This window comes from Janibacter sp. Soil728 (assembly GCF_001428305.1).
Lineage (GTDB): Bacteria > Actinomycetota > Actinomycetes > Actinomycetales > Dermatophilaceae > Janibacter.
The window spans coordinates 473,626-500,174 of record NZ_LMRZ01000004.1 but is presented as its reverse complement, the minus strand read 5'-3'; the positions used below and the strand labels follow the sequence as shown (position 1 = coordinate 500,174).

The 26,549-nt window shown below is 70.2% G+C and carries 25 protein-coding genes and 1 tRNA gene; 15 read left to right on the top strand and 11 right to left on the bottom strand.

What is annotated here, in order from left to right:
* Positions 1–64 precede the first annotated feature (64 nt).
* Genes ASG73_RS09205 through ASG73_RS09155 form a run of 11 tightly spaced genes read left to right on the top strand, consistent with a single transcriptional unit; the run spans position 65 to position 11,811 of the window.
* Positions 65–859, top strand: a complete 795-nt coding sequence (locus tag ASG73_RS09205; protein WP_055993815.1) for a helix-turn-helix transcriptional regulator — start codon at positions 65–67, stop codon at positions 857–859.
* Positions 856–4,590 (top strand): nitrate reductase subunit alpha, encoded by a 3,735-nt coding sequence (locus tag ASG73_RS09200; protein WP_055993812.1) that lies wholly within the window; start codon positions 856–858, stop codon positions 4,588–4,590. The genes ASG73_RS09205 and ASG73_RS09200 overlap by 4 nt, the downstream gene beginning before the upstream one ends.
* Positions 4,591–4,616: 26 nt before the next feature.
* Entirely contained in the window at positions 4,617–6,293 is a 1,677-nt protein-coding gene (narH, locus tag ASG73_RS09195; protein ID WP_055993809.1) for a nitrate reductase subunit beta, read from the top strand.
* The gene (gene narJ, locus ASG73_RS09190) at positions 6,290–7,033 is read left to right on the top strand and encodes a nitrate reductase molybdenum cofactor assembly chaperone (RefSeq protein WP_055993806.1); all 744 of its coding nucleotides are present in this window, start codon (positions 6,290–6,292) and stop codon (positions 7,031–7,033) included. The genes narH and narJ overlap by 4 nt, the downstream gene beginning before the upstream one ends.
* A complete protein-coding gene (narI, locus tag ASG73_RS09185) occupies positions 7,030–7,782 on the top strand; it encodes a respiratory nitrate reductase subunit gamma (RefSeq protein ID WP_055993803.1) in 753 nt (250 codons plus the stop codon). The genes narJ and narI overlap by 4 nt, the downstream gene beginning before the upstream one ends.
* Positions 7,783–7,801: 19 nt before the next feature.
* Entirely contained in the window at positions 7,802–8,968 is a 1,167-nt protein-coding gene (locus ASG73_RS09180) for a ThiF family adenylyltransferase (RefSeq protein WP_055993800.1), read from the top strand.
* The gene (locus ASG73_RS09175; RefSeq protein ID WP_055993797.1) at positions 8,965–10,200 is read left to right on the top strand and encodes a molybdopterin molybdotransferase MoeA; all 1,236 of its coding nucleotides are present in this window, start codon (positions 8,965–8,967) and stop codon (positions 10,198–10,200) included. The genes ASG73_RS09180 and ASG73_RS09175 overlap by 4 nt, the downstream gene beginning before the upstream one ends.
* The gene (gene moaC, locus ASG73_RS09170) at positions 10,201–10,680 is read left to right on the top strand and encodes a cyclic pyranopterin monophosphate synthase MoaC (RefSeq protein ID WP_055993794.1); all 480 of its coding nucleotides are present in this window, start codon (positions 10,201–10,203) and stop codon (positions 10,678–10,680) included.
* The gene (mobA, locus tag ASG73_RS09165) at positions 10,677–11,303 is read left to right on the top strand and encodes a molybdenum cofactor guanylyltransferase (protein ID WP_055993791.1); all 627 of its coding nucleotides are present in this window, start codon (positions 10,677–10,679) and stop codon (positions 11,301–11,303) included. Before moaC ends, mobA begins: the two co-directional genes overlap by 4 nt.
* Entirely contained in the window at positions 11,300–11,575 is a 276-nt protein-coding gene (locus ASG73_RS09160; RefSeq protein WP_055993788.1) for a DUF6457 domain-containing protein, read from the top strand. The genes mobA and ASG73_RS09160 overlap by 4 nt, the downstream gene beginning before the upstream one ends.
* Positions 11,572–11,811: a MoaD/ThiS family protein gene (locus ASG73_RS09155; RefSeq protein ID WP_055993785.1), complete on the top strand. Its 240-nt coding sequence runs from the start codon at positions 11,572–11,574 to the stop codon at positions 11,809–11,811. The genes ASG73_RS09160 and ASG73_RS09155 overlap by 4 nt, the downstream gene beginning before the upstream one ends.
* 38 nt (positions 11,812–11,849) lie before the next feature.
* Here the strand turns inward: ASG73_RS09155 and moaA are convergent, their stop codons facing one another.
* The 4 genes from moaA to ASG73_RS09135 all read right to left on the bottom strand — a co-directional run bounded on the left by moaA (position 11,850) and on the right by ASG73_RS09135 (position 15,055).
* Positions 11,850–12,848: a GTP 3',8-cyclase MoaA gene (moaA, locus tag ASG73_RS09150; RefSeq protein WP_055993782.1), complete on the bottom strand. Its 999-nt coding sequence runs from the start codon at positions 12,846–12,848 to the stop codon at positions 11,850–11,852.
* A complete protein-coding gene (locus ASG73_RS09145) occupies positions 12,848–13,282 on the bottom strand; it encodes a molybdenum cofactor biosynthesis protein MoaE (RefSeq protein ID WP_055993779.1) in 435 nt (144 codons plus the stop codon). Before ASG73_RS09145 ends, moaA begins: the two co-directional genes overlap by 1 nt.
* The gene (locus tag ASG73_RS09140) at positions 13,282–13,773 is read right to left on the bottom strand and encodes a MogA/MoaB family molybdenum cofactor biosynthesis protein (RefSeq protein ID WP_055993776.1); all 492 of its coding nucleotides are present in this window, start codon (positions 13,771–13,773) and stop codon (positions 13,282–13,284) included. Before ASG73_RS09140 ends, ASG73_RS09145 begins: the two co-directional genes overlap by 1 nt.
* Before the next feature lie 127 nt (positions 13,774–13,900).
* Positions 13,901–15,055, bottom strand: coding sequence for an acyl-CoA dehydrogenase family protein (locus ASG73_RS09135; RefSeq protein WP_055993774.1), 1,155 nt, complete (start codon positions 15,053–15,055; stop codon positions 13,901–13,903).
* Positions 15,056–15,166: 111 nt separating this feature from the next.
* Between ASG73_RS09135 and ASG73_RS09130 the strand changes: the two genes are divergently transcribed.
* Both ASG73_RS09130 and ASG73_RS09125 read left to right on the top strand, forming a co-directional pair.
* The gene (locus ASG73_RS09130) at positions 15,167–15,781 is read left to right on the top strand and encodes a TetR/AcrR family transcriptional regulator (protein WP_235499402.1); all 615 of its coding nucleotides are present in this window, start codon (positions 15,167–15,169) and stop codon (positions 15,779–15,781) included.
* Positions 15,781–17,166 carry a DUF1731 domain-containing protein gene (locus tag ASG73_RS09125; protein WP_082567117.1) on the top strand — a complete coding sequence of 462 codons (1,386 nt, stop codon included), beginning with the start codon at positions 15,781–15,783 and terminating at the stop codon, positions 17,164–17,166. The genes ASG73_RS09130 and ASG73_RS09125 overlap by 1 nt, the downstream gene beginning before the upstream one ends.
* Before the next feature lies 1 nt (position 17,167).
* On the opposite strand, the gene ASG73_RS09120 is transcribed toward ASG73_RS09125, so the two are convergent.
* Positions 17,168–17,773 (bottom strand): pentapeptide repeat-containing protein, encoded by a 606-nt coding sequence (locus ASG73_RS09120; RefSeq protein ID WP_055993768.1) that lies wholly within the window; start codon positions 17,771–17,773, stop codon positions 17,168–17,170.
* 63 nt (positions 17,774–17,836) lie between these two features.
* On the opposite strand from ASG73_RS09120, the gene thpR reads away from it, so the two are divergent.
* Positions 17,837–18,406, top strand: a complete 570-nt coding sequence (gene thpR, locus ASG73_RS09115; protein ID WP_055993765.1) for an RNA 2',3'-cyclic phosphodiesterase — start codon at positions 17,837–17,839, stop codon at positions 18,404–18,406.
* On the opposite strand, the gene ettA is transcribed toward thpR, so the two are convergent.
* From ettA to ASG73_RS09090, 5 genes are all read right to left on the bottom strand, one after another.
* Entirely contained in the window at positions 18,393–20,075 is a 1,683-nt protein-coding gene (ettA, locus tag ASG73_RS09110) for an energy-dependent translational throttle protein EttA (protein ID WP_055993762.1), read from the bottom strand. The genes thpR and ettA overlap by 14 nt on opposite strands.
* A 70-nt stretch (positions 20,076–20,145) precedes the next feature.
* Positions 20,146–20,685 carry a single-stranded DNA-binding protein gene (locus tag ASG73_RS09105; RefSeq protein ID WP_055993759.1) on the bottom strand — a complete coding sequence of 180 codons (540 nt, stop codon included), beginning with the start codon at positions 20,683–20,685 and terminating at the stop codon, positions 20,146–20,148.
* A 140-nt stretch (positions 20,686–20,825) separates the two neighbouring features.
* Positions 20,826–22,487 carry a GTPase family protein gene (locus ASG73_RS09100; RefSeq protein ID WP_055993756.1) on the bottom strand — a complete coding sequence of 554 codons (1,662 nt, stop codon included), beginning with the start codon at positions 22,485–22,487 and terminating at the stop codon, positions 20,826–20,828.
* Positions 22,484–24,208 (bottom strand): dynamin family protein, encoded by a 1,725-nt coding sequence (locus ASG73_RS09095; protein WP_055993753.1) that lies wholly within the window; start codon positions 24,206–24,208, stop codon positions 22,484–22,486. The genes ASG73_RS09100 and ASG73_RS09095 overlap by 4 nt, the downstream gene beginning before the upstream one ends.
* A 51-nt stretch (positions 24,209–24,259) precedes the next feature.
* Positions 24,260–24,333: transfer RNA gene (locus ASG73_RS09090), tRNA-Arg, on the bottom strand.
* Positions 24,334–24,410: 77 nt separating this feature from the next.
* Here ASG73_RS09090 and ASG73_RS09085 point away from each other — a divergent pair.
* Positions 24,411–25,100, top strand: coding sequence for a 4'-phosphopantetheinyl transferase family protein (locus ASG73_RS09085; protein ID WP_055993750.1), 690 nt, complete (start codon positions 24,411–24,413; stop codon positions 25,098–25,100).
* On the opposite strand, the gene ASG73_RS09080 is transcribed toward ASG73_RS09085, so the two are convergent.
* Positions 25,097–26,470 carry a PrsW family intramembrane metalloprotease gene (locus tag ASG73_RS09080; protein WP_055993747.1) on the bottom strand — a complete coding sequence of 458 codons (1,374 nt, stop codon included), beginning with the start codon at positions 26,468–26,470 and terminating at the stop codon, positions 25,097–25,099. The genes ASG73_RS09085 and ASG73_RS09080 overlap by 4 nt on opposite strands.
* Positions 26,471–26,549 lie beyond the last annotated feature (79 nt).

Genomic DNA, 26,549 nt, shown 5'->3' with positions numbered 1-26,549 from the left:
GAGACCACCCGACCCCGCCAAACCACCCTCGTGCGAATCATTTTTATCTGCCAGACTCGCCCCTGTGGAGAGCACACCGGGGAGTCCCGGGGTCCAGACCTCGGAGGGCACTGAGCCGGCTGGCACGGGCGCCGGACTGCTGCGCTCTGCCGTGCGTCGCGACATCATCGACACCTTGTCCAACCTGCCCGCGGGCCAACGTCATGAGGGACTGACCGCCCAGGAGCTGAGCCGGCTGGTCGGCCTCCACGTCACGACGGTCCGCTTCCACCTCGACCGGCTCGTCGCTGCCGGGTTGGTGGACGGCCACTCCGTACGGTCGCCCGGTGCCGGGCGGCCCAGCAAGCGGTACGTCGCCGCGGCAGGGTCCTTCGAGGCGGCCCGGTCCGACTCCTACGCCACGCTCGCGTCCCTGCTCGCCGAGGCCTGGTCGGCACGAACGGCCGACGGCACGCCCCTGGCACCCGAGCAGGCCGGCGCGGCATGGGCGCACGCGCGCGCCGACGACCTCGTCGCTCGCATCTCGTCGACCGAGCCAGCCGCCACGGCCAGAGCCTGGCTGAGCAAGGTCGACCTGGTGATCGATGTCCTGCGGGCCTGGGGGTACACCCCCGCGGTCCGCACCCACGACGACGGCCGGACCGTCGACGTCGACGTGGTCGCGTGTCCCTTCGGCGAGCTGGCCCGCGATCTGCCAGAGGTCGTCTGCGGGGTCCACCGGGGCCTCATGCGCGGCGCCCTCGAGGTCCTCGGTGAGCGCGATGCCGAGCTGTCCCTCACCCCCTTCGTCACGCCGACCCTCTGCACGGCCCACGTCACCACCCGGACCCGCTTTGCCCCTCGAGGAGGCATCTCATGACCCCGTCGCCCACCCATGGACCCCTCACCGTGCCACCCCGTTCAGCAGGTCTGGACGGGCCGCTGTCGGAGGCACTCGTCGGCACCCGACGCTTCTTCACCAAGGCGCGGATCTCGCAGGACCAGCGGGCGATGTTCATCGAGGGCGGTCGTGCCGGCGATGCCTTCTACCGTGACCGCTGGAGCCACGACAAGGTGGTGCGCTCCACGCACGGCGTCAACTGCACGGGATCGTGCTCGTGGAAGATCTACGTCAAGGACGGGATCATCACCTGGGAGGCGCAGCAGACGGACTACCCGAGCACCGGGGCCGACCGTCCCGAGTACGAGCCGCGCGGCTGCCCGCGAGGGGCCGCCTTCTCCTGGTACACCTACTCCCCCACGCGCGTTCGTTATCCCTACGTCCGCGGCACGCTGCTGCAGATGTTCCGCGAGGCCAAGGAGCGCTACGGCGACCCGGTCGTCGCCTGGGGCTCGATCGTGCAGGACGAGGAGCTGACCCGCACCTACAAGGCCGCCCGCGGCAAGGGTGGGCTCGTGCGCGCCTCGTGGGAGGAGGCCGTCGAGATGATCTCGGCCGCCCACGTCTACACCATCAAGCGCTGGGGTCCCGACCGCATCGCCGGCTTCTCGCCGATCCCGGCGATGTCCCAGGTCAGCTACGCCTCGGGCGCCCGCTTCCACGAGCTCATCGGTGCCCCGATGCTCTCCTTCTACGACTGGTACGCCGACCTGCCCAATGCTTCACCGCAGATGTTCGGCGACCAGACCGACGTGCCCGAGTCCGGCGACTGGTGGGATGCCGCGTACCTGATCATGTGGGGCTCCAATGTCCCGATGACCCGCACCCCGGACGCGCACTGGATGACCGAGGCGCGCTACCGCGGGCAGAAGGTCATCGCGGTCTCCCCCGACTACGCGGAGAACGTGAAGTTCGCCGACGAGTGGGTCGCCGCAGCACCGGGCACGGACGGGGCGCTCGCGATGGCCCTGGCCCATGTCGTGCTCAAGGAGTTCTTCGTCGACCAGCGGGTCGACTTCTTCACCGAGTACAACCAGACCTTCACCGACCTGCCGTACCTGATCAGCCTGGAGCGCGCCGAGGACGGGAGCGCCTACCGTCCGGGCAAGTTCCTCGTCGCCGGGGACCTCGACCACCCCGAGGCCGCGAGCGAGAACGCCATGTGGAAGCCGGCCGTCCTCGACGAGGCCACCGACGAGGTCGCCATCCCACGCGGCTCGATCGGCCACCGCTTCGGTGAGGCCGCCGGGCAGTGGAACCTCGACCTCGGCGACATCCGACCCCGCCTGAGCCTCTACGGCTCGGACGAGGTGGTCGAGGTCGAGCTGCCTCGCTTCGACAACCTCAACGGCGAGATGGGTACCGAGCGCCGGGGCGTCCCGGTCCGGCGCGTCGGCGACCACGTCGTCACGACGGTCCTCGACCTCATGCTCGCCCACTACGGCGTCGGCCGGGAGGGGCTGCCCGGGACGTGGCCGAGCGACTACACCGACACGAGCGTGCCGGCCACACCCGGGTGGGGCGCGGAGCTCACCGGAGTCCCCTCCGAGCAGATCGTGCGGCTGGCTCGCGAATGGGCGCAGAACGCCATCGACACCAACGGTCGAGGCATGATCATCATGGGCGCCGGCGTCAACCACTGGTACCACGCCGACCAGGCGTACCGGGCCATGCTCGTCCTGACGTCCATCACGGGGTGCCAAGGACGCAACGGCGGCGGCTGGGCCCACTACGTCGGGCAGGAGAAGGTGCGCCCGCTCATGGGCTTCCAGCACATGGCCTTCGCCCTCGACTGGGTGCGCCCACCTCGGCACATGAACCAGACGGCGTACTGGTACGTCAACACCAGCCAGTACCGCTACGACACCTTCTCCGCCGAGGAGATCAACGGCAGCACGGGTGCCTTCCAAGGACGCACGACGATGGACCTGCTCGCCCAGTCGGCACGACTGGGCTGGGCCCCCTCCTACCCTCAGTTCGACCGCAGCAGTCTCGTCGTGGCCGACGAGGCGGCTGCTGCCGGCGTCCCCGTCGGTGACTACGTCGCCGCCTCGCTCAAGGAGGGCAGCCTGCGCTTCGCGATCGAGGACCCGGAGGCCCCGGACAACTTCCCCCGTGTGCTCTCCCTGTGGCGCTCCAACCTCTTCGGCTCCTCGGCCAAGGGCAACGAGTACTTCCTCAAGCACCTGCTCGGGACGAGCAACGCCGTCCGGGCGCAGCAGGCCTCGGCGGACCTGCGCCCGACGGAGATCGCCTGGCCGGAGGAGCTGCCCGAGGGCAAGCTCGACCTGCTGCTGACGCTGGACTTCCGCATGACCAGCTCGACCCTGCTGTCGGACGTCGTCCTGCCTGCGGCCACCTGGTACGAGAAGCACGACCTCAACACCACGGACATGCACCCCTTCGTCAACTCCTTCAACCCGGCGATCGCTCCGCCGTGGCAGTCCAAGACCGACTGGGACACGTGGAAGGTCATCGCCAAGCGGTTCTCCGAGATGGCCGTCGACCACCTCGGTACCCGGACCGATGTCGTGGCGAAGCCGCTGTGGCACGACACCCCAGAGGCGATGTCGGCCGTCCACGGTCGGGTCCTGGACTGGAAGTACGGCGAGTGCGAGCCCGTCCCGGGCAAGACCATGCCGACGATCGCCGCCGTCGAGCGCGACTACACCGCGGTCTACGCCAAGCTGACCTCGATCGGCCCGCTGCTCGAGGACGTCGGGATGATGACCAAGGGCGTGAAGTACGACCCGACGCAGGAGGTCCAGGAGCTGCGCGACCTCAATGGCGTGGTCAGGGGTGGCCCCACCGCCGGTCGGCCGAAGCTGGACACGGACATCAACGTGGCCGAGGCCATCCTGCGACTGTCGGGCACGACCAACGGGCGTCTGGCGACCGAGGGCTTCAAGGACCTCGAGAAGCGCACGGGACAGCACATGCACGACCTGGCCGCAGAGCACGAGGGCGCGCACGTCACCTTCGCCGACGCCCAGGCGGGACCGGCACCGGTGATCACCTCACCCGAGTGGTCCGGCAGCGAGGCCGGCGGCCGCAGGTATGCCCCCTTCACCCAGAACATCGAGCGACTCAAGCCCTTCCACACCCTCACGGGGCGGCAGCAGTTCTATCTCGACCACGACTGGATGCTGGCGATGGGTGAGGCACTGCCGACCTACCGGCCGCCGCTGAACATGACCCGCTTGTTCGGTGAGCGGCCCATCGGCGAGACCCACCAGGCCGACGGCGAATCGGTGTCGGTCGCGGTGCGCTACCTGACCCCGCACAACAAGTGGTCCATCCACAGCGAGTACCAGGACAACCTCTTCATGCTCAGCCTGAGCCGCGGCGGTCAGGCCGTGTGGATGTCCGACCAGGACGCGGCCAAGATCGGCGTCAAGGACAACGACTGGATCGAGGCGGTCAACCGCAACGGCGTCGTCGCGGCCCGAGCCATCGTCAGCCATCGGATGCCCGAGGGCACGGTCTTCATGCACCACGCGCAGGACCGGCTCATCGACGTCCCCCTGACCGAGACCGACCAGAAGCGCGGCGGCATCCACAACAGCCTCACCCGCATCCTGCTCAAGCCGAGCCACTTCATCGGTGGCTACGCCCAGCTGTCCTACTTCTTCAACTACATCGGTCCGACGGGCAACAACCGCGACGAGGTCACGATGATCCGCAAGCGAACCGCGCCGGTCGAGTACTGAGCCCGGGCGACGAGAGGACAACGAACATGCGCGTCATGGCCCAGATGTCGATGGTGATGAACCTCGACAAGTGCATCGGCTGCCACACCTGCTCGGTCACCTGCAAGCAGGCCTGGACCAACCGGTCCGGGATGGAGTACGTCTGGTTCAACAATGTCGAGACCCGACCGGGTCTGGGCTATCCGCGCCGATACCAGGACCAGGAGGAGTGGAAGGGGGGCTGGGTCCGCTCCCCGAACGGTCGCCTCAAGCTGCGCGCCGGTGGTCGGATCAACAAGCTGCTCAACATCTTCTCCAACCCGAAGCTGCCGAACATCAGTGACTACTACGAGCCGTGGACCTACGACTACGAGACGGTCCTCAACGCGCCGGCCCAGAAGAACTTCCCGGTTTCCCGGGCGTACTCGTTGATCTCGGGCAAGCCGATGAACATCGAGTGGTCGGCCAACTGGGACGACGACCTCGCCGGCAGCGCCGAGCACGCTGCCAAGGACCCGATGCTCAAGGGCATCGAGGACAAGGTGAAGTTCGAGTTCGACCAGACCTTCATGTTCTACCTGCCGCGGATCTGCGAGCACTGCCTCAACCCCAGCTGTGCGGCCTCCTGCCCCTCGGGGGCGATCTACAAGCGCGAGGAGGACGGCATCGTCCTCGTCGACCAGCACAAGTGCCGCGGCTGGCGGATGTGCGTCACCGGCTGCCCGTACAAGAAGGTCTACTTCAACCACAAGACCGGCAAGGCCGAGAAGTGCACCTTCTGCTACCCGCGGATCGAGGTCGGCATCCCGACCGTGTGCGCCGAGACCTGCGTCGGTCGCCTGCGCTACATCGGGATCATGCTCTACGACGCGGACCGTGTCCTCGACGCAGCCTCGGTGGAGGACGACCACGACCTCTACGAGGCGCAGCGCTCGGTCTTCCTCGACCCCTTCGACCCGCAGATCCAACGGGCCGCCGAGGAGGCGGGCATCCCCGGTGACTGGGTCGAGGCCGCCAAGTCCTCGCCCGTGCGCCGGCTGATCATGGACTACAAGGTGGCTCTGCCCCTCCACCCGGAGTACCGCACGATGCCGATGGTCTGGTACATCCCACCGCTGTCTCCGGTGGTCGACGTCATCAAGGACACCGGGTACGACGGCGAGGACAAGGACAACCTCTTCGCCGCGATCGACACCCTGCGCATCCCGGTCGAGTACCTGGCCAACCTCTTCACTGCCGGCGATGTGGGCCCGGTGGACGAGGTGCTCAAGAAGCTCGCGGCCATGCGCAGCTACATGCGCGACATCAACCTCGGTCGCGACCCCCGCGCGGAGATCCCCGATGCGGTCGGCATGACGGAGGAGGACATGTACGACATGTACCGCCTCCTGGCCCTGGCGAAGTACGACGAGCGCTATGTCATCCCCACGGCCCACGGGGAGCAGGCGCACTCCCTCGAGGAGCTGGCCACCGACTGCGCCGTCTCCGGGTACGACACCCCGCTCGACGAGGGCTCGGGCCCCTTCGGCGAGGGCTCCGGTCGCGGGTCGCTGACCCCCGTCGCGGTGGACAACTTCCACATGCTCCAGGAGCGCCAGACCTCCGACCAGCTCGTCGCAGGCGGCGACAAGGCCGGCCGGGTCAACCTGCTCAACTGGGACGGCAAGGGCACACCGCAGGGGCTCTTCCCGCAGGACTCTGACCGGGCAGGTGAGCCGCGATGATGCCGTGGCGACGCCACCGTCGCAGCGCGCCGAAGCTGGCCGGGCAGGAGCAGGCCGATGCCTGGCAGCTCATCTCGCTCCTGCTGGACTACCCGGACGAGCGGCTGGCCTCCCTTCGCCCCGTCCTGCGGCAGAGCGCCGCCAGCCTGCCCGAGCACGTGGGCGCTCCGTTGCTCTCCTTCCTCGACCACCTGGACACCGTCTCGCTGGCGGAGGTGCAGAGCGCGTACGTCGACACCTTCGACGTCACCCGCAAGTGCTCCCTCCACCTGACCTACTTCCTCCACGGGGACACCCGCACGCGAGGAGCTGCGCTCGTGCAGTTCCGGCAGGCCTATCGCGCCTCGGGTGTCGAGATGAGCGACGAGAGCAGCGAGCTGCCCGACCACCTGTGCGTGCTCCTGGAGTTCGGCGCGAGCGCGGACCCCCACACGGCGTGGAAGCTGCTCAACGACCACCGGGTGGGCATCGAGCTGCTCCACCGGGCGCTCACCGACCGCGAGTCCCCGTGGCGACCACTCGTCGTCGCCCTGCGGGCCACCTTGCCGACCCTCCAGGGCGACGACGAGCAGGTCCTCGCCCGACTGATCGCCGACGGTCCGCCCCAGGAGGAGGTCGGCATCGACCAGTCCCCCTACGCGCTGGACCCCGCTCTCGACGGCGCGAGCCAGCCGCCGGCGACCCAGCCGTCCGCGCGAGCCGACCTCGGCCCGACCATCCCCGTAGGAGCCCCCCGATGAGCGTCTTCCTCTGGGTCATCGTCCCGTACCTCACCCTCGCGACCTTCGTCGTCGGGCACGCGTGGCGCTACCGCTACGACCAGTTCGGGTGGACGACCCGCTCCTCCCAGCTCTACGAGGACCGTCTCCTGCGCATCGGCAGCCCGCTCTTCCACTTCGGCATGATCGGCGTCGTGGCCGGCCACGTCATCGGCCTGGTCATCCCGCAGGTGTGGACCGACGCCTTCGGGTTGAGCCGCCACGCGTACCACGTCATCGCACTGGCCGGCGGCATCCCCGCGGGCATCGCGACGCTCGTCGGGCTGGTCATCCTCGTCTACCGGCGGCGCACGACCGGTCCGGTCTTCTCCGCGACGACGACCAACGACAAGGTGATGTACGTCCTCCTCGGGGCTGTCATCGCCCTCGGCATGTGGAACACCGTCGCCGGCTCGCTCCTGCAGTTCGGCGGAGAGTACAACTACCGCGACGGTGTCTCGCCGTGGTGGCGCGGGGTCTTCACCTTCCGACCCGATCCGCAGCTCATGGCCGATGCCCCCTTCGGCTTCAAGCTGCACGCGCTCGTGGCCATGGCGCTGTTCGCGATGTGGCCCTTCACCCGGCTCGTCCACGTCTTCAGCGCACCGGTCGGCTACCTCACCCGGCCCTACATCGTCTATCGATCGCGCGATGAACGCAGTGGGTACGGCACCGGGACCCAGGCGCCGCCTCGTGGCTGGGACAAGCCCGACCTGCCGAGCAAGAGGTGAGCGGACTACCGTCAGCACCATGACACTTCCCCCGCTCGTCGCCCCCGGGCCGGCGCTCACCGGGGCACAGGTGAGTCGCTACTCGCGCCACCTCCTCATGCCCACCATCGGCGAAGGGGGGCAGCGTCGCCTCCTCGCGGCCAGCATCGCCGTCATCGGCGCCGGCGGACTCGGGTCGCCCTCGCTGCTGTACCTGGCCGGCGCCGGGGTCGGTCGGATCACCGTCGTCGACGACGACGTCGTCGACGAGACCAACCTGCAGCGTCAGGTCATCCACTCCACGGCCGACGTCGGTCGACCCAAGATCGACAGCGCCCTCGAGCGAGTGCGCGCGCTCAACCCCGATGTGACCATCACGGGGGTCAGCGAGCACCTGGACGCCGACAACGCCAGCACGATCCTCGCCGGCCACGACCTGGTCCTCGACGGCAGCGACAACTTCGAGACCCGGTACGCGGTCGCCGACGCCTGCGACGAGCTCGGCATCCCCCTCGTGTGGGCCGCGGTCTACCGCACCGAGGCCCACCTGACCGTCTTCTGGACCGCTGCGCCGGACGGTCACCCGACTCCCGGCCTGCGTGACCTCTTCCCCACGCCCCCGGCCCCGGGGTCGGTCCCCGCCTGTGGCGACGCCGGTGTCGTCGGCCCCCTCGTCGGTCAGGTCGGCTCGATGATGGCGACCGAGGCGATCAAGCTGATCACCGGTGTGGGCGTCGCTCTGCTCGGACGGCTGCTCTTCATCGACGTCCTCGCGGCCACCCAGCGAGAGATCCCGCTCGTGGCGCGCGGGCCGCGGGCGGTCCGCCCGGCGGTGCCTCGCGCGACGGCTCTCCCCGTTGCCGAGACATCGACCTCCTCCACCGCGATGCTCTCCCCTGCCGCCCTCGCGGCCCGACTCACCGGCGCGGACACCCCCTTCGTCATCGACGTGCGCGAGGACCACGAGGTGGCGACCGGCACCGTGCCCGGCGCGGTCCACATCCCGGTGGCCGTCCTCACCAGCGACCCGGCCGCGAGCGCCGGCCTCCCGTCGGACCGCGACATCGTCCTGGTCTGCCGCGCCGGCCCTCGGGCACACCTCGCGGCCACTGCCCTGCGAGCGCGCGGACTCGAGCGCCTCTTCGTCCTCGAGGGCGGCATGCTCGCGTGGCCCGATCCCATCCCGCTCACCGTGGAGACCAGATGAGTGACCCCACCCAACGCGTGCTGCTGACCGTCGAGGAGTATCTCGACGAGCTCTTCACGACCCTGCTCGCCGGGACCGCAGCCCTCGACGCCACCGAGGAGGTTGCGCTTGCGCAGGCTCTCGGCCGCGTGCTGGCGAGACCGGTGCACGCTGCCGGCGATGTGCCCGCCTTCGCCAACTCGGCCATGGACGGCTACGCCGTGCTCCACGAGGACCTCACGAGCCCGCCCGTGACGCTCCGGGTCGTCGGTGCCGTGCCGGCCGGGTCCAGTGAGGACCCGCCGGTGCACGCCGGCGAGTGCGTACGGATCATGACCGGCGCCCCCCTGCCGTCCGACACCGACACGGTCGTCCCGGTCGAGGTCACCGACGGTGGAACCAGCACCGTGACGATCGCCGAGGCCCGCTCACTGGGGCAGCACGTGCGCGATGCCGGTGAGGACGTGCGCGAGGGCGCAGTCGTCGCGGAGGCCGGCGTGACGATCACCGGTCGCGTCCTCGGCTCGCTGGCCGCCGCGGGCGCCGCGACCGTCACCGTGCGGCGACGCCCGGTCGTCGCCGTCGCTGCCACCGGTGACGAGCTCGTCGCACCCGGTGGCTCGCTCGTGCGCGGGCAGATCTTCGAGTCCAACGGCACGCACCTGGCCGCCACACTCTCCGAGCTCGGCGTGCAGGTGCGTGGACCCGTGGTCCTGCCCGACAACACCGAGGGCTTCACCTCCGGTCTCGACGAGCTCGCCGACGGTGCAGACCTCGTCCTGCTCACGGGCGGGGTGAGCGTCGGCGACTTCGACGTCTCGCGGATCGTCCTCGAGGAGTCGGCCGCAGGCGTCTTCCGTCACCTGCGCATGCAGCCGGGCAAGCCGCAGGGCTGGGCGCGGTGGCACGGAGTCCCCGTCATCGCCTTCCCCGGCAACCCGGTGAGCACGGCGATCTCCTTCGAGGTCTTCGGTCGCCCGGTGATCGACCGGATGCTCGGCCGTGAGCCGACCGCCGGCCCCACCCGGGCCGTCGCCGGAACCGGGTGGCGCTCACCCGCCGGTCGTCGGCAGCTGGTCCCTGTACGGCTCTCCAGCGACGAGACGGGTCGCCTCGTCGCCACCCCCACCCACCGCAGGGGCTCGGCCTCCCACATGGTCACCTCCCTCGCCGGCGCACACGCGCTGGCGATCGTCGCCGAGGAGATCGACTCCGTCGAGCCCGGCGACATCGTGCAGATCAGGAGCCTGTAGATGGACCACCCGCTGACGCACCTCGACTCCTCCGGTCATGCCCGGATGGTCGACGTCACCGACAAGACCCCGACGATCCGTTCGGCGACCGCGGCCGGGCGGGTGGTCACCTCCCCCGAGACCGTCGCCCTGCTGCGTGACGGCACCGTGCCGAAGGGAGATGTCCTCGCCGTCGCGCGCATCGCCGGGATCCAGGCGGCGAAGAAGACTCCCGAGCTGCTCCCCCTCGCCCACGTCATCGGCGTCCACGGGGCCGTCGTCGACCTGGTCATCACCGATGCCGGCGTCGACATCACCGCCACCGTCCGCACGGCCGACCGCACGGGCGTCGAGATGGAGGCGCTGACCAGCGTCTCCGTCGCCGCCCTCGCCGTCATCGACATGGTCAAGGGGCGCGACCGCAGCGCCCACATGACCGACATCCGGCTGCTGGAGAAGACCGGCGGACGCACTGGCACGTGGACCCGGGAGGACACATGAAGGACCCCACCCCCTTCGACGCCGTGGTGCTCGCCGGCGGCGCTGCCGAGCGTCTCGGCGGAGCCAGCAAGCCTGATGTCGAGCTCGAGGGACGACGACTCGTCGACCGGGTGCTCGTCTCGGTCGCGGACGCTCGAGAGATCGCGGTCGTCGGTGACGTCGAGGTCCCCGAGGGCGTGCACCGCACCCTCGAGGACCCGCCCCTGGGCGGGCCCGTGGCAGGCGTGGCGGCAGGGCTCGACGCCCTGTCCCCCACCGAGCCGGCGGAGTGGACGGTGCTGCTGGCCTGCGACCTGGCCGACCCACTTCCCGCCCTCGGCCGGCTGCTCTCCGCCTGGTCGTACGCACAGCGCAGCGATGACGTCGACACCGGCGAGCACGACGGCTGGTGCCTGGTCGACTCCACGGGACACCCCCAGTGGCTGCTGGGCATCCACCGCACCGCATCCCTGCGACGAGCCCTCGAGCAGCTGGGCTCCCCGCGCGACCGGTCGATGAAGAGTCTCCTTGCCCAGTCGGTTCTCGTCACCGTGCCCGCCAGCGACGACGCCGTGGCCGACATCGACACCTGGACCGATCACGCCCACTGGGTGCACCGGCTGCAGGAGCAGGACCCGTCATGACCGACTTCGAGAAGACCCGGGAGCTGTGGGCCGACTGGATCGAGGACGCCTGCGCAGCAGTGGGTGTCGACGCCGAGTCGGTCGACGTCGTGACGATCCACGCGATGACCAAGAAGATCGCCCACGGCTTCGAACGCCCGATGGCTCCCGTGGGCGCCTACATCCTCGGTGTCGCCGTCGGGCACCTGCAGGAGCAGGGGCGGCCCGTCGACATCGACTCCATGCAGCAGGCCATCGAGGCGACCATCACCGAGCGGGAGGAGCAGGCATGACGACCATCAGGTACTTCGCGGGGGCCGCAGAGGCGGCCGGCACCGACGAGGAGGAGTTGTCCGGGAGCACCGTGGGTGAGGTCCTCGCGGCAGCCGAGGCCGCCCATGGCGCGCGTCTGACCGAGGTGCTGCAGCGGTGCTCCGTGCTGCACGCCGGGCGCTACGTGGACGACAGCTCCACCCCGGTCACCGCAGGGTCGACGATCGACGTGCTGCCCCCCTTCGCCGGGGGCTGATCGGGTCGGAGGACCGGTAGGAGCAGACCGGCCGCCACTCAGCCGCCGATCGCGCTCATCGGGCGCGGCGGCTGGAGGAACCCGGGCTCGTTGATGCCGTGCCCGGGACGCTTGAGCGCGAGGCACTCGTGCACGAGCTCATGGATCTGCGCCTCGGTGGCTCCGGCGCGCAGGGGCGCACGCAGATCCGTCTCGCCGTTGGCGAAGAGGCAGTTGCGCAGCTGGCCGTCTGCAGTGAGCCGCAGCCGGTCGCAGGACCCGCAGAAGGGCATCGTCACCGAGGCGATGACACCGACCGACGCGGGACCACCGTCGACGTGGAAGCGCTCTGCCGGTGCTGCTCCACGTCCGGGCACCTCGGTGAGCTCGAAGGCCCCCCGCAGGGCGGTGAGGATCTCCTCGCCCGAGATCATCTCGGTGCGCTGCCAGGAGTGCTGGGCGTCCAGCGGCATCTGCTCGATGAAGCGCAGCTCGTAGCCGTGCTCCACCGCCCAACGGGTCAGGTCGACGACCTCGTCGTCGTTGATCCCCCGCTGCAGCACGGAGTTGATCTTGACCGGTCGCAGTCCGGCCTCGTGCGCCGCCGCCATCCCCTCGACGACCTCGTGGAAGCGATCGCGCCGGGTGATCTCGTGGAAGCGCTCGGGACGCAACGTGTCCAGGCTGACGTTGACCCGGGCCAACCCGGCCTCGGCCAGCGCTGAGGCGGTCTTGGCCAGACCGAGCCCGTTGGTCGTCATCGAGACCTCGGGCGAGCCCTCGGGCCCCTGCATCGCGGCGATGGCCGCGACGATCTCGACGACATCGGGCCGCACGAGCGGCTCTCCGCCGGTGAGGCGCACCTCGGTGATGCCCGCAGTGACCGCGGCCTCGACGAGCGTGAGCAGCTCTGGCGTGGTGAGCAGCTCGTCCTTGGGCAGCCAGGTCAGACCTTCGGCCGGCATGCAGTAGGTGCAGCGCAGGTTGCACTTGTCGGTCAGCGAGACGCGTAGGTCTCGGTGCAGTCGACCGTGGGTGTCCATCAGTGGGCGAGTCATCAGCAGCTCAATCCTGACCAGGTGTGGGAACCGTCGACCTCGAACTGCTGCTTCCAGACAGGCAGCTCGTGCTTGACCGCCTCGACGACGGCACGGCAGAGAGTGAAGGCGAGATCACGGTGGGCGCTACCGACGACCACGACGAGGGCGAGGTCGCCGACGTCGAGGTCGCCGATGCGGTGGGTGGCGCGGACGTCCGCCTCACCCTGCGGGTCGTGCGCGATGGTGGTCCGCTCGACGATCTCCTCGATGAACCGCTGAGCGTCCGGGTGGCAGGAGTAGCGCAGCGCCACGACCGTGCCCGAGGCCTCGGGGTCGTGGTCACGCACCTGACCGACGAAGCTCGCGACGGCCCCGTGGGCCGGACCGCTGACGCTCGTGAGCATCGCGGCGAGGTCGATCCCCTCGGTGGCGATCCATGCGGTGCTCGACATCAGTGGTCGCCTCCGGAGATCTGGTCGAGGACGTGCTCGACGAGGGGCAGGAGCACGTCCAGCCCCTGACGGACCCCAGACGTGCTGCCGGGGAGATTGACGACGAGGGCGCCGGGGCCCTCGGGACCGGCATCGACGATGCCGACGAGCCCACGGGAGAGTGCGGCGAAGGGGGTGTGCCGTGCACCCTCTGCACGGAGCAGCTCCGCCAGACCTGGGACCTCACGGTCCAGGATGGGCGCGGTGCCCTCGGGCGTGCGGTCGCGCGGGGTCAGGCCGGTGCCACCCGTGGTGACGAGCAGCCGGTGACCGGCCGCGATGGCGGCGCGCAGGACGGACTCGACCTCCTCCGCGCCATCGGGGATGACGCTGGACGTGACCTCGTGGCCAGCCGACTCGAGGACCTCACGGGCAGCCTGCCCGGAGCGGTCCTCCCGCACTCCGCGGCTCACCCGATCGGAGACGGTGATGACATGGACCGTGGTGTTCACGCGGCTCCCTTCGCTCGATGGTGTCCAGTGTCTCAAACTCGTCTGGGAAGACCAGAGCCGGTCGCACCGCGTCTCACGGTGCGACCGGCTCTCGGTCGTGCTGGGCTCGAAGAGCGACCCGGTGCGATCAGAGGCCGAGGTCGCGGCCGATGAGCTCCTTCATGATCTCGTTGGTGCCGGCCCAGATCTTGTGGACGCGCGCGTCCTTCCAGGCGCGGGCGACGCGGTACTCGTTCATGAAGCCGTAGCCACCGTGGAGCTGGACGCACTCGTCGAGGACGCCGCACTGGACCTCGGCGGCCCACCACTTCGCCTTGGCGGCATCGACCGCGGTGAGCTTGCCGGCGGCGTGCGCGACGACGCAGGAGTCGAGGTAGGCCTCGGTGACCTCGACCTTGGTCACGAGCTCGGCCAACTTGAACTTGTTGTGCTGGAAGGCGCCGATCGGCTGGCCGAAGGCGTTGCGCTCCTTGGTGTACTGGATCGTCTCCTCGAGGATCTGCTTGGCCCCCGCGATGTTGGCGATCGCATTGCCGAGACGCTCCTGCGGCAGCTTCTGCATCATCGAGATGAAGCCCATGCCCTCGGGGCCGAGGAGCCGGTCGCCGGAGACGCGCACGTTGTCGAAGAACAGCTCTGAGGTGTCCGACTCGGGCTGGCCGACCTTGTCCAGCGGCTGGCCCTTGGTGAAGCCCTCGTCCTCCTTCTCGAGGACGAAGAGCGAGATGCCCTTGGCGCCCTTGGTCGGGTCCGTGCGGACCGCGACGACCGCGAGGTCGCACTGGTGGCCGTTGGTGATGAAGGTCTTGGAGCCGTTGATGATCCAGTCGCCAGAGCCGTCGTCAGCCTTGACCGCGATGCTCTTGAGATTGGCCAGGTCCGAGCCACCAGAGGGCTCGGTCATGCCGATCGCGAGGATCTTCTCGCCCGCGGCGACACCCGGGAGCCAGCGCTGCTTCTGCTCCTGCGTACCCAGCGCCACGATGTAGGGCGCGGTGATGTCGGAGTGGATCCCGAAGCACGAGCTGGTCGCGGCGTTGAACTTCGACAGCTCCTCGGCGAGGACGGCGTTGAAGCGGTAGTCCTCGATGCCGGCGCCGCCGAACTCCTCGGGGATCTCCAGGCCGAAGAAGCCCTGCTTGCCGGCCTCGAGCCAGACCTCGCGGGGGATCGAGTGCTCGGCGATCATCGACTCCGCGCGGGGGACGAGCATCCGCTCGACGAACTCGCGGACGGAGGCACGGAAGGACTCGTGGTCCTCCTCGTAGATGTTGCGGGGCATGTCCACACCTCTCTGGCACTGACGTGCCGACATGTTGGTTCAGATGACATTGATCCAAAAACTTGACTAAGCGCTTGCTTAGTTTCGCCTTCTGGGGGCATGCTGTCAACCGTGACCGCGCAAACACCCTCCCTCCCCGCCCACGACAACCCCACCGTCGTGCGGCTGTTCGAGGCCGCGGCTGACGCCTTCGCGGACAAGGGGTTCCACGCCACGACCACGCGGGACATCGCCTCGCGCGCCGGCCTGTCCCCCGCCGGCGTGTACGTGCACTTCGCCAGCAAGGAGGACCTGCTCTTCCAGCTCAGTCGCGTCGGGCACGTCGCCGCCCGCGACGCACTCGCCGCGGCTGCCGACGAGGCCGCGTCCCCGACGGACGCGCTGCAGGAGGTCATCTCCGAGTTCGCCCGCTGGCACGCGGAGCAGCACCAGATCGCCCGCATCGTGCAGTACGAGTTCCGCCATCTCTCCCCCGATCACCAGCGTGAGGTGCTCACCCTTCGTCGCGAGATCGACGCCGTCGTCGAGCGGATCATCGCCGAGGGAGTGGCCTCCGGCGAGTTCGACGTCGAGGACACCCGCGCCACTGCCCTCGCGGCCCTGTCGCTCGTCGTCGACGTCGCCCGCTGGTACCACCCCGGCATCAAGGCCACCACCCCTGAGTCCATCGCCCAGTCCTACGGGGCTCTTGCCCTGCGCCTCGTGGGAGCACGAAGGAGAGCCTGATGCCCTGGAGCCGCACCGCCACCCACCACCTGCCTGCCGCACCGGAGGCGGTGTGGCGCGTCCTCTCCGACCCCACCCGCTGGCCGGAGTGGGAGCCTGCCATCGCGTCGGTCCGCTTCGAAGGACCGGCGACGAAGGGGGCGGCCGGCGCCTACTCGCCGAGCCGGGGCTGGCCTCGCGCCCTGCACGACCGGACGGCACCTCCCCTTCGCATCACGGAGCGGGACGAAGGGCGGTGCCTGGAGCTGACCCAGCCCAACCCGGCCGGCGCCATGCGCGTCAGGTGGTCGCTGGAGCCGTCCGAGGACGGCACACGGCTCACCCAGAGCCTGGAGGTGACCGGCCCGCTCGCCCCCCTGGTCGCCGCCGGCGTCGCGGACGACCTCGACCGCGGCCTCACGGACGCCTGCGTCCGCCTGGCCCGCCTCGCCGGAGCGCAGCCCGACCCCGGACTCCCCCGCATCGTCATCGCCGGCGGATCGGGGTCCCTGGGAAGGCTGCTCGCCGCCAGGCTGTTCGGCCTCGGTCACGAGGTCCGCATCATCACTCGGCGCCGCGATCCGCGGTTGCCCTTCGAGCAGGTCGTCTGGGACGGGCGCACCGTCGGCGACTGGGCGGAGGTCCTGCACTCGCAGGACGAGGCGGGGGTCGCACTGGTCAACCTCGCCGGCAAGCTCGTCGACGTGCGACCGAGCGCTGCCAACATCGCCGAGCTGCGCAGCTCCCGGGTGGACTCGACCCGAGCCCTCGTGGCTGCCAGCCAGCGTCTGGAGCGCCCGCTCGTCTCCTGGCTGCAGGCCTCCACCACGGCCATCTGGTCCGATGCCCACGAGCAGCGCGTCACCGAGACGACCCCGGTGCTCGAGCCCGGGCTCCCCCAGATGACCGGAGTCGCCCGCCCGTGGGAGGAGGCGACGCAGGGCGCCAACTGCGAGCACCTCGTCCTGCTGCGCACCTCGATCGTCCTCGACCGGGGCGCGCCGGCCCTGCAGATCCTCGCTCGGCTCACGCGAGCGGGTCTCGGTGGTCGGGTCGGGTCTGGCTACCAGTGGTTCAGCTGGGTGCACCACGAGGACTGGCTGCGGATGGCGGTCGCCGCGTTGGGCCTCGACCCCCGGGTGCACATCCCCGACGGTCCGCTGATCGCGGCCGCGCCCGGACCAGTGCGCAATGCCGATCTGATGGCTGCCCTGCGCCGCCACCTGCACCGACCTGCCGCCCCATCGACGCCGGCCGCGCTGCTGCACCTGGGTGCGATCGGTCTGCGCAGCGACCCTGCGCTGGCGCTCACGGGACGGCACTGCACGTCGGCAGTGCTGCGCGAGGCGGGCTTCGAGTTCGCCTACCCGGACATCGACGCCGCCCTGACGCAGATCTACGGCTGAGTCACTCCAGGACGATGCCGAAGGGGGTGAGCAGCCCGAGTGCACCGACCGGGTCGACCCGCAGCCCCTCCACCCGGCTCTCGCGCACGTCGATCACGTAGTCGCGAGCGCCACGCAGGTCAGCCCCACGCAGATCGGCCCGGACGAAGCGGGAGCCGCCCAGCGAGCTGTCCTCGACGACGACGTCCTTGAGGACAGCCGCGTCGAAGTCCGCGTCGGTGAGCACGCAGCGCTCGAAGCGGGCGCCGGTGAGGTCCAGCCCGCTGAAGCTGCCCATGGACAGCTGGCAGTCCAGCCAGGTGCACGGGTCGGGCGAGAGCATCGGCTCACGCAGCATCGACCACGATGTCGCGAGGGCCTTGCAGCCGGTGAAGGTGCATCCGTCGAGCACCGAGTCGGGCAGGCGCACCCGGGAGAGGTCGAGGCGCTCGATCGTGCAGCCCTCGAGACGCACCCCGGCGAGGATCGCGCCGGCCCAGGTCGCGTCGCGGATCGTGCAGCCGATGAGCTCGACCCCGGCGAGGCGCTCCCCGTCGTCGAGATCGCCCGTGAGGCTCTCGTCGACGATGCTCGCCCGACCGTCGACCTGCTCCAGCAATGAAGGCATGCCCGCACGCTACCGGCGCGCGCCGGCTCCCCCTTCGTCCTCCCCTGACAGGACAATGGACCGGTGCGTGTCTTTGCCGCGGTCGTCCCACCCGAGGAGGCCCATACCGACCTCGAGGCCTTCGTCGAGCCACGGCGCGCGGTCGACTCACCTCTGCGCTGGACGCCTTCGCACCTGTGGCACGTGACGCTCGCCTTCATGGCCGAGGTGCCTGAGGGCAGGCTCGACTCCCTGCTCGACCAGATCACCGCCGTCGCCGACTCGACCGACCCGATCCCTCTGCGCCTGAAGGGCGCTGGCATGTTTCCCCATGCCGGTGAGGCCCGCGTCATGTGGACGGACATCCGCCCCGAGGACCCGCGCTGTCTGGAAGACCTGGAGCGACTGGCCCTGAGGATGCGGACCGCGTGCTCCCGGCTCGACGTGCCGACGGCGGGAGGTGACTACCGGCCGCACCTCACGCTCGCGCGGTCGCGCCGGGCCTTCGACGGGACGCACTGGCTCCGGGCCATGGAGGCCTACTCCGGCCCGACCTGGCTCGCGGAGGAGGCCACCGTCTTCGTCTCACGCGAAGACCGCTCGGGCCGGCCGCACTACGAGGTCGAGGCTGTCTGCCCGCTCAGTCGCGGGTGAGGCGACGGTGCGTGACGCGGTGCGGACGTGCCGCGTCCGCGCCCAGGCGCTCGACCTTGTTGGCCTCGTAGCCATCGAAGTTGCCCTCGAACCAGTACCAGCTGGCTGGGCTGTCCTCGGTGCCCTCGTACGCGAGGATGTGCGTCGCGACGCGGTCGAGGAACCACCGGTCGTGAGAGATGACCACGGCACAGCCCGGGAACTCCAGCAGTGCGTTCTCGAGCGACCCGAGGGTCTCGACGTCGAGGTCATTGGTCGGCTCGTCGAGGAGCAGCACATTGCCACCCTGCTTGAGGGTGAGCGCGAGGTTGAGACGGTTGCGCTCACCACCGGAGAGCACCCCGGCCTTCTTCTGCTGGTCCGGACCCTTGAAGCCGAACTGGCTGACATAGGCGCGCGAGGGGATCTCGACCTGCCCGACCTGGATGTGGTCGAGCCCGTCGGAGACGACCTCCCAGACGTTCTTCTCCGGGTCGATGCCGCCACGGTTCTGGTCGACGTAGGACAGCTTGACCGTGTCGCCGATGTCGACGATGCCGGCGTCCGGCTCCTCGATGCCGACGATGGTCTTGAAGAGCGTCGTCTTGCCGACACCGTTGGGACCGATGATGCCGACGATGCCGTTGCGCGGCAGGGAGAAGGACAGGTCCTCGATGAGCACCCGCTCGTCGAAGCCCTTCTTCAGGCCCTTGACCTCGATGACCTTGCTGCCCAGGCGCGGGCCCGGCGGGATCTGGATCTCCTCGAAGTCGAGCTTGCGCGTGCGGTCGGCCTCGGCGGCCATCTCCTCGTAGCGCGCGAGTCGCGACTTCGACTTCGTCTGGCGTGCCTTGGCGTTGGAGCGGACCCACTCGAGCTCGGACTTCAGACGCTTGGCGAGCTTCTGGTCCTTCTTGCCCTGGATCTGCAGGCGCTCCTGCTTCTTCTCCAGGTAGGTCGAGTAGTTGCCCTCGTAGGGGTAGAGGCGGCCGCGGTCGACCTCGGCGATCCACTGGGCGACGTTGTCCATGAAGTACCGGTCGTGCGTCACGGCGACGACGGCGCCGGCGTAGGCGGCGAGGTGCTGCTCGAGCCAGAGGACGGACTCGGCGTCCAGGTGGTTGGTGGGCTCGTCGAGGAGCAGCAGGTCAGGCTTCTGCAGGAGCAACTTGCACAGGGCCACCCGGCGACGCTCTCCACCGGAGAGGTTGGTGACGGGGCTGTCCGGCGGCGGGCAACGCAGCGCGTCCATCGCCTGCTCGAGCTGGGAGTCGAGGTCCCAGGCGTCGGCGTGGTCGATCTCCTCCTGGAGCTTGCCCATCTCCTCCATCAGCGCGTCGAAGTCGGCGTCCGGCTCGCCCATCTCCTCGGAGATGGCGTTGAAGCGGTCGAGCTTGGCCTTGATCTCGCCAGCGCCCTCCTCGACATTGCCCAGGACGGTCTTGTCCTCGTTGAGCGGCGGCTCCTGCAGCAGGATGCCCACCGTCGCACCCGGCTTGAGGCTCGCCTCGCCGTTGCTCGGCTGGTCGATCCCAGCCATGATCTTGAGGATGGTCGACTTGCCGGCGCCGTTGGGCCCGACCATGCCGATCTTGGCTCCGGGGAAGAACGACATCGAGACGTCATCGAGGATGACCTTCTCGTTGTGTGCCTTGCGCGCACGGACCATGGTGTAGATGTAATCGGCCATGGGGGCAGGCTATCCACTCCTGCCCCCGCGCCCGAATCGCCTCCCCCCCTGCCCGACCCGGGACGCCCGCTCAGACGGGCACAGAAACCTCCGCGACCTCCTCCGCGGTCCCCGCGCCGCCCTCTGCGTCCTCGCCCGACGACGCGTCCACCGGAGCACCCCAGCGCTGCCCATCGCCGGACTCGATCCGGTCGGTCATCATCGTGTACCCGTGCTGGGAGGCCTCCTGGGCGGCAGCATCCGCAGCCCCGCGACCCGCCTTGGCGTACTCGGTGGTCCCGAAGGTCAGGTCGTGGCCCACGGTGATGGCCTCCACCTCGGGCGAGCTGCCCCAGGACTCGTCGACCCGCTGCCACGTGTTGATCGTCAACCGTCCGTAGACGACGACGGGGTCCCCCTTGCGCAAGGACGTGTGCGAGTTCATCCCGACCGACCGGTAGGCCGCGACGTTGTAGAAGCTCGTCGGCCCGTCGACGAAGACCCCCTCGCGGTTGCGGCGGCGTACGGTGCTCGCCACCCGAAAGGTGGTGAACTGCGTCCCTGCCTTGGTGCTGCGGTGCTCGGGGTCGGCGACGACCCGTCCACAGACGGTGATGACGGTCTCGTTCATGACTGCTCTCCCAGCTCTCCCGCCCCCCGTGGACCGGGCGGCTCGTGGGTTCCACCCTCGAGGGTCGGGAGAGGGCCGAGCACGACCCTGCGCACTGTGTGGAGAGCCAGGAATCGCTGACCGAGGATGTGGACGGATGCTCAGCCGAGCGCGCGCTGGATCCCCGCTCGCGAGCCGGCGTGGTCGGTCAGCACCTGCTCGACGGGCTCGACGACCCGCTCGTTCGCGACCTCGCCGATGGCCAGTCGCAAGCGCTTGTCGACCATCTTGCCCCGCTTGCGCGCTCCGATCCCGGCCAGCCAACGGCCGACCGCCGCGAGCAGCAGGCCGGCGAGGAGACCGACGACGAGCAGGAGGAAGGGCGTGGCGAAGGGGCCGACGTCGAAGGTCGGGATGGCCGGCAGCTGCAGCCACCCGGCGAGCGCGATGACGACGAGCCAGACGAGCCCGACCAGGGCAGCGACCGCGAGCAGGATCTGGAGCAGCCCGAAGAGCGCCCACCACATCGGCTTGCGGCCCCGGAGGGAGGTGCGCATGACGGCTTGGTCGAGGTCGTCGGCGAGGTCCTTGCTCGGGGGGCGCGCGGCGTCAGCGACAGCATCGGCCCACCGGGTGGGCAGCCCTTCGCCGGCGGCCGTACCGATGCGGCGGGACGCGAGATCGACCGCGGCGCGCGCTGCGGGCGCCGGCGGCGGGATCGACGAGCGACCCAGAACCGCGCGCACGTCGTGCTCGGTGATGTCGGGAGAGCCTTCGGCCTGCCGATCGAGGCGCAGACGCTTCAGGGGCGCAGGACGGAAGGCCCGCACCCAGCGGGTGAAGGGCCACCCGGTCCGCGCCCACGACTCCATGCGGAAGTCCCGGGCCACGGCATCGACGACGGTCGGGACGCCGGCGCTGCGCGCCAGGGCGTCGACGAGCTCGACGCGGGTGCGGTCGGGCACCCCTGCCTCGACGTCGGCGACGGACGAGGACAGGCCCTCGGCCGCAGTCCGCAGGTCGGCACCCAGCCGGTGGCGGGAGGCATCCGAGTGCTCGACCGCGTCGTGCAGGCGTGCGCGCAGCTCATCGAGGCCGGCGCCGGTGCGCGCGGAGGTGCCGATGACCTCGTTGCGGGCGAGGCCGTCGCGCTCGAGGAGTCGCGCCAGGTCCCCCTCGATCTGCTCCTGCCCACCGGCGGGGAGCCGGTCGACCTGGTTGAGCACGACGATGGTGACCGCGCCGTACTCACGCAGGACCGCGACGTAGTCGTCGTGGAGGACGGCATCGGCGTACTTCTGCGGGTCGGTGACCCAGACGAAGACGTCGACGAGCTCGAGGACCCGCGTCGCCTCCTCACGGTGGGCGGACTCGCGCGAGTCGAAGTCCGGCAGGTCGACGAGGACGAGACCTTCGAGGTGGTCCGCGTCAGGCCCCTCGACCTGGTGCCGGGTGCCGACGGAGAGCCAGTCGAGCAGCTCGCCCGGGGGCTCCGAGCCCCAGACGGCCGCGGTGGGGGTCGAGGTCGTCGGTCGGCGCATCCCCGATCGAGCCACCTCGGCGCCGATGAGTGCGTTGAAGAGGGAGGACTTGCCCGACCCCGTGGCACCGGCGAGGGCGACGACCGTGTGGCCACCGACGAGGGAGGTGCGCTCACGGACCTTGTCGACGATCTCACCGGCGCGCGTGGCCGGCGCGGGCTCGAGTCGGGAACCGCCGATCTCCAGGGCGCCGGACAGCGCGTCGGCTCGTGCGCTCAACTCCTCGACCGACAGGGCCGCCTCGGCACCACCGGATCGACGAAGGGGGTTCAGCCGGCTCATCGCACTACCTCACCGATCGCTGCGGTCGCCTGCTGGAGGCGGCGGATCTGGGCCTCGCTCACGGCGAGGTCCCCGGTCACCTCGGTGTAGCGGTCCCGCTCGGCCGCGTACAACGCCTCGACCCGATCGATGAGGAGCGAGCGGGCCTTCCTGGCCATGTCGCGCACCGCCTGGTCGCCGAAGATCGCCTCGAGCACCTTCTGGGCCAGGGCCGTGGTGCCACCGGCGATGGCCACCTCCGGGGCGACGAGCACTCCCCCGGTGTGGGCGAAGGAGACGAGCATGAGGAAGAGGCCGATGCCGTTGATGCCGTACGCGGCCACGCGGGCGTTGGTGCGGCGGTTGGCGCCCTCGGCGCGCACGATGTCGAGCACATCGTCTTGCCAGTCACGCACCAGGCGCTCGACGGCTGGCTCGAGCTGCGCGGATGAGCGCGCCAGGTCGGGGTGCCCCTCGAGGACCACAGGTCCCGCCTCGGTGCCGCGCCAGGTCCGCGCGACCGTCGCCGCCGCCGTGTCCGCCTCGGAGATCAGCAGCGCGCTGACGCCCGTGTGCAGGGCCTCGTCGAGCTGGGCGGAGGGCGGTGGGCCGCCGGACACCGCGGAGGTGACCCGATCGCGGATCTTGGAGACCCCCTTCTCCACCTTGCGGAAGAACTCTCCTGTACCGACGAACTCCTGCCACCGGGCGAGAACCTCGCCGCGCAGCAGCTGGCCGTCCTGCATGCCGTCGGTGACGCCCTCCTCGGCCTTGTCGTAGGCGTCGTAGGCGGCCTGCGAGAGGCTGCTCGTCTGCTCGCGGTGCGACTGCGCGGCCTCGACGAGACGCTGCGCGCGGCCGTCGAGGGAGCGCAGGGCTCCCTGGAGGGTCTGGCGGATGATGCTCGTCCTGGCCCGCTGGTCGCCGGCGAGCGCCGTCAGCCAGCCCCGCAGACGCTCGATGTCGGCCTCGGGGATGAGCCCCTCGGCGTCGAGCTGCGTCTCGGGGACCGTGAAGACGGGGGCGGTCTCGAGGTGCTGCTCGCGCAGCATCTCGATCAGGTGCGTGCGGACCTCGGCCATGGCCGGGCGGTCGACGCGGTCGAGCACGAGCGCCACGGCGGTCCCCCGCTCGGCGGCCTGACGCAGCAGGTTCCACGGGATCGCGTCGGCGTACCGGGCCGCGGTGGTGACGAAGAGCCACAGGTCGGCTGCAGAGAGGAGCTGGGCCGCCAGCTCGCGGTTGGCCGACACGACGGAGTCGATGTCGGGGGCATCGAGGATCGCCATCCCGGGCGGCAGGGTCTGCGAGGGGGCGAGGCGGACGGTGCCGGGCTGCGGCTCACCCCGGTCCTCACCGGTGACCCGGGCGAGCGAAGGGAGGATCCGCGCGTCGCGGAACCACCGCTCGTCATCGGGGTGGTGGATGAGCACGGGGCTGGTGGTCGTGGGACGCAGGACGCCGGAACGGCTCACCTCGCGGCGCAGGATGGAGTTGACCAGCGTCGACTTGCCCGAGCCGGTCGACCCCCCGACGACGGCCAGGAGCGGCGCGTCGATCGAGGACAGCCGCGGGATGACGTAGTCGTCGAGCTGGTCGAGCAGCGCCTGCCGCTCCACACGTGCCTGCTGCGTGCTCGGCAGGTCCAGGGTCAGCCGGCTCCGGTCGACCTCATCGCGCAACGCCGAGATCCTCGCCAGGAGGTCGCCGTCCACAGCACTGTCCCGTGCGATCTCAGCCATGCGCCCACCTTAACCAGCCAAAGCCCTGCGGCAGTGCGCGAAACGACGGAGCGCCCCCGGTTGGATTCGAACCAACGACCTAGGGATTAGAAGGCCCTTGCTCTGTCCACCTGAGCTACGGAGGCTCGCCCCGTGTGTCACTGGTGACCACGCGGGGCGGGGTTCAGTGTAGTGACCGTCCTGACCTGCCATGATCGGGTCCATGTCCGTCCGTGTGATCGTGCGCGAGGCCGTGGTGAGCGACTCCCCCGCCGACCTTGCTCTGCTCGACGACGGCGAGCGCGCCCGGGCCGAGCGCAAGCGGCAGGCCGCCCCCTTCGTCACCGGGCACGCACTGGTGCGGCGCGTCCTCGGGGAGCTGCTCGAGCGCGACCCGGCCTCGCTGGTCTTCGAGCGGCGGTGCACCACCTGCGACAGCGCCAAGCACGGCAAGCCGAGCCTCGTCGAGGCGCCCGGATGGCACTTCTCCCTCTCGTACACCCCCGATGTCGCGGTCGTCGCCGTGGCGCAGGGCGCGGGTGTCGGCGTGGATGTCGAGGACCTCACCGACGCCGACTTCGAGGGCTTCGCCGGGGCGACGCTCTCCCGCGACGAGACCCCGGGGTTCGGCGGCCTCGCCGGGCACGACCTGCTCGTCGCGCGCGCGCAGGTCTGGGCGCGCAAGGAGGCTGTCCTCAAGGCGACCGGCCACGGTCTCGTGGTCGACCCGTCAGAGGTCCTCGTGTCCGGTCCGCTCGAGGTTCCGGCGCTCATCGACTGGCGGGCCGACGCACCGCGGCCCGCGGCGATCTCGATCGCCGATGTGGCGCTGGCTGCCGGGGACCACCGCGCCGCCGTGGCCGCGCTGACCGCGCAGTCGCTCGACGTCGTCGTCGGCCCCTCCGCGGGCTAGACGGCTCCGGCGAACTCGCGACGGCGGGCCGTCATCGAGTCCAGCAGCACCCGCTCGCGCTCCAGCGACGAGGGCTCGGCCACGTGGCTCAGCTGCCGGTATCGCAGCAGGGCCAGCTCGGACGCGCAGTCCTGGAAGCTGCGCATGGACCGCACCCCTTGCGGGCCCCGGTGGTACTTCGCCCACCGACGCGCGGCACGGCGTGCCTTCATCGAGGCGAGCATCCCGACCTCGTCGCCAGAGATCCAGCCGGTGTCGACGTAGGCCACCAGGTGCTGGCCGATCACCCGCGCCTCACGCCGGCGGGTCCAGACGACGAAGCAGATGAAGCTGACGAAGGCGATGAATCCCACCCCGAGCCCCGTGATCAGGCCGGGCAGGCCGTTGGAGGCGCTGAGGTTCCACAGTCCGTGCAGGAGCACCGCGGCGCACCAGCCGAGCACGGGCGCGACGAACTTGACCGGCATGGACCGCGAGATGGCCGCCAGCCCGACGCCGATACCGGTCATGCTCGTGAACATCGGGTGGAGGAAGGGGGTGACCAGCCCTCGCAGGACGAAGGTCCAGCCGAACCCGGCCACGCCCTGCTCCATGGCGGCACCCGCGAAGTACTGGATGTTCTCGGTGAAGGCGAACCCGGCGGCCACGATGCCCGCGTAGACGATGCCGTCGGTCAGGCCGTTGAACTCCCGCCGCATGAACCACCACATGACCAGGAGGAAGACGCCCTTGGTCGTCTCCTCGACGAGGGGTGCGGCGATGACTGCGGTGAGCACGTCCTGGTTGCCGGCACCGAAGATCGAGCCCAGCACCGCCCCGAAGATCCCGTTGCCGATGATGGCCAGGAAGGTCGACCCCAGCGCCCCGTAGAGGAAGGCCGTGAGCAGGTACCTCCACGGCTCCGCCTCGAAGCGGTCGAGCCACAAGAAGATCGGGACGACGAGCGTCAGCGGGATGAGGGCCGCGAGAAGGCTGACGAGGCTGAGCACGATGCCGAAGGCGAGACCGTAGTACAGCGCGAAGAGCAGCAGCATGACCAGGGACGCCACGGCGACGATCCCGGCGAGCAACCAGGTGCGCAGGGTGGGCCGCGGGGTCGGGTTGGCCTCGGCCTGGGAGGTCACGTAGTGAGCGCTGTACTGCTGCTGCTGCAGCCAGGCCTGGTGCTGCGCCTGCTGCTGGGCGAAGGCCTGGTTGGCGTGGTGCTGGGCTGCGGCCTGGGCCGCTGCGTGCTGCTGGGCCTCGTAGGCCTGCTGCTGGGCCAGGACCTTTTGCCGGGAGTCGGTCCGTGCCTCCTCCTCCGCGAGCGCGATCGAGCGGCTGGCCGTGCGGTACCACTCCGGTTCCTCGGGTGCCCCGCGGCGCAGCATCCGTCGCGTGAGGGTGTCCTCGGACGCCCCACCCGTGCTGGGTGTCGCGGACGGCTGACGGGGAGGCGGGGGCGTCGTC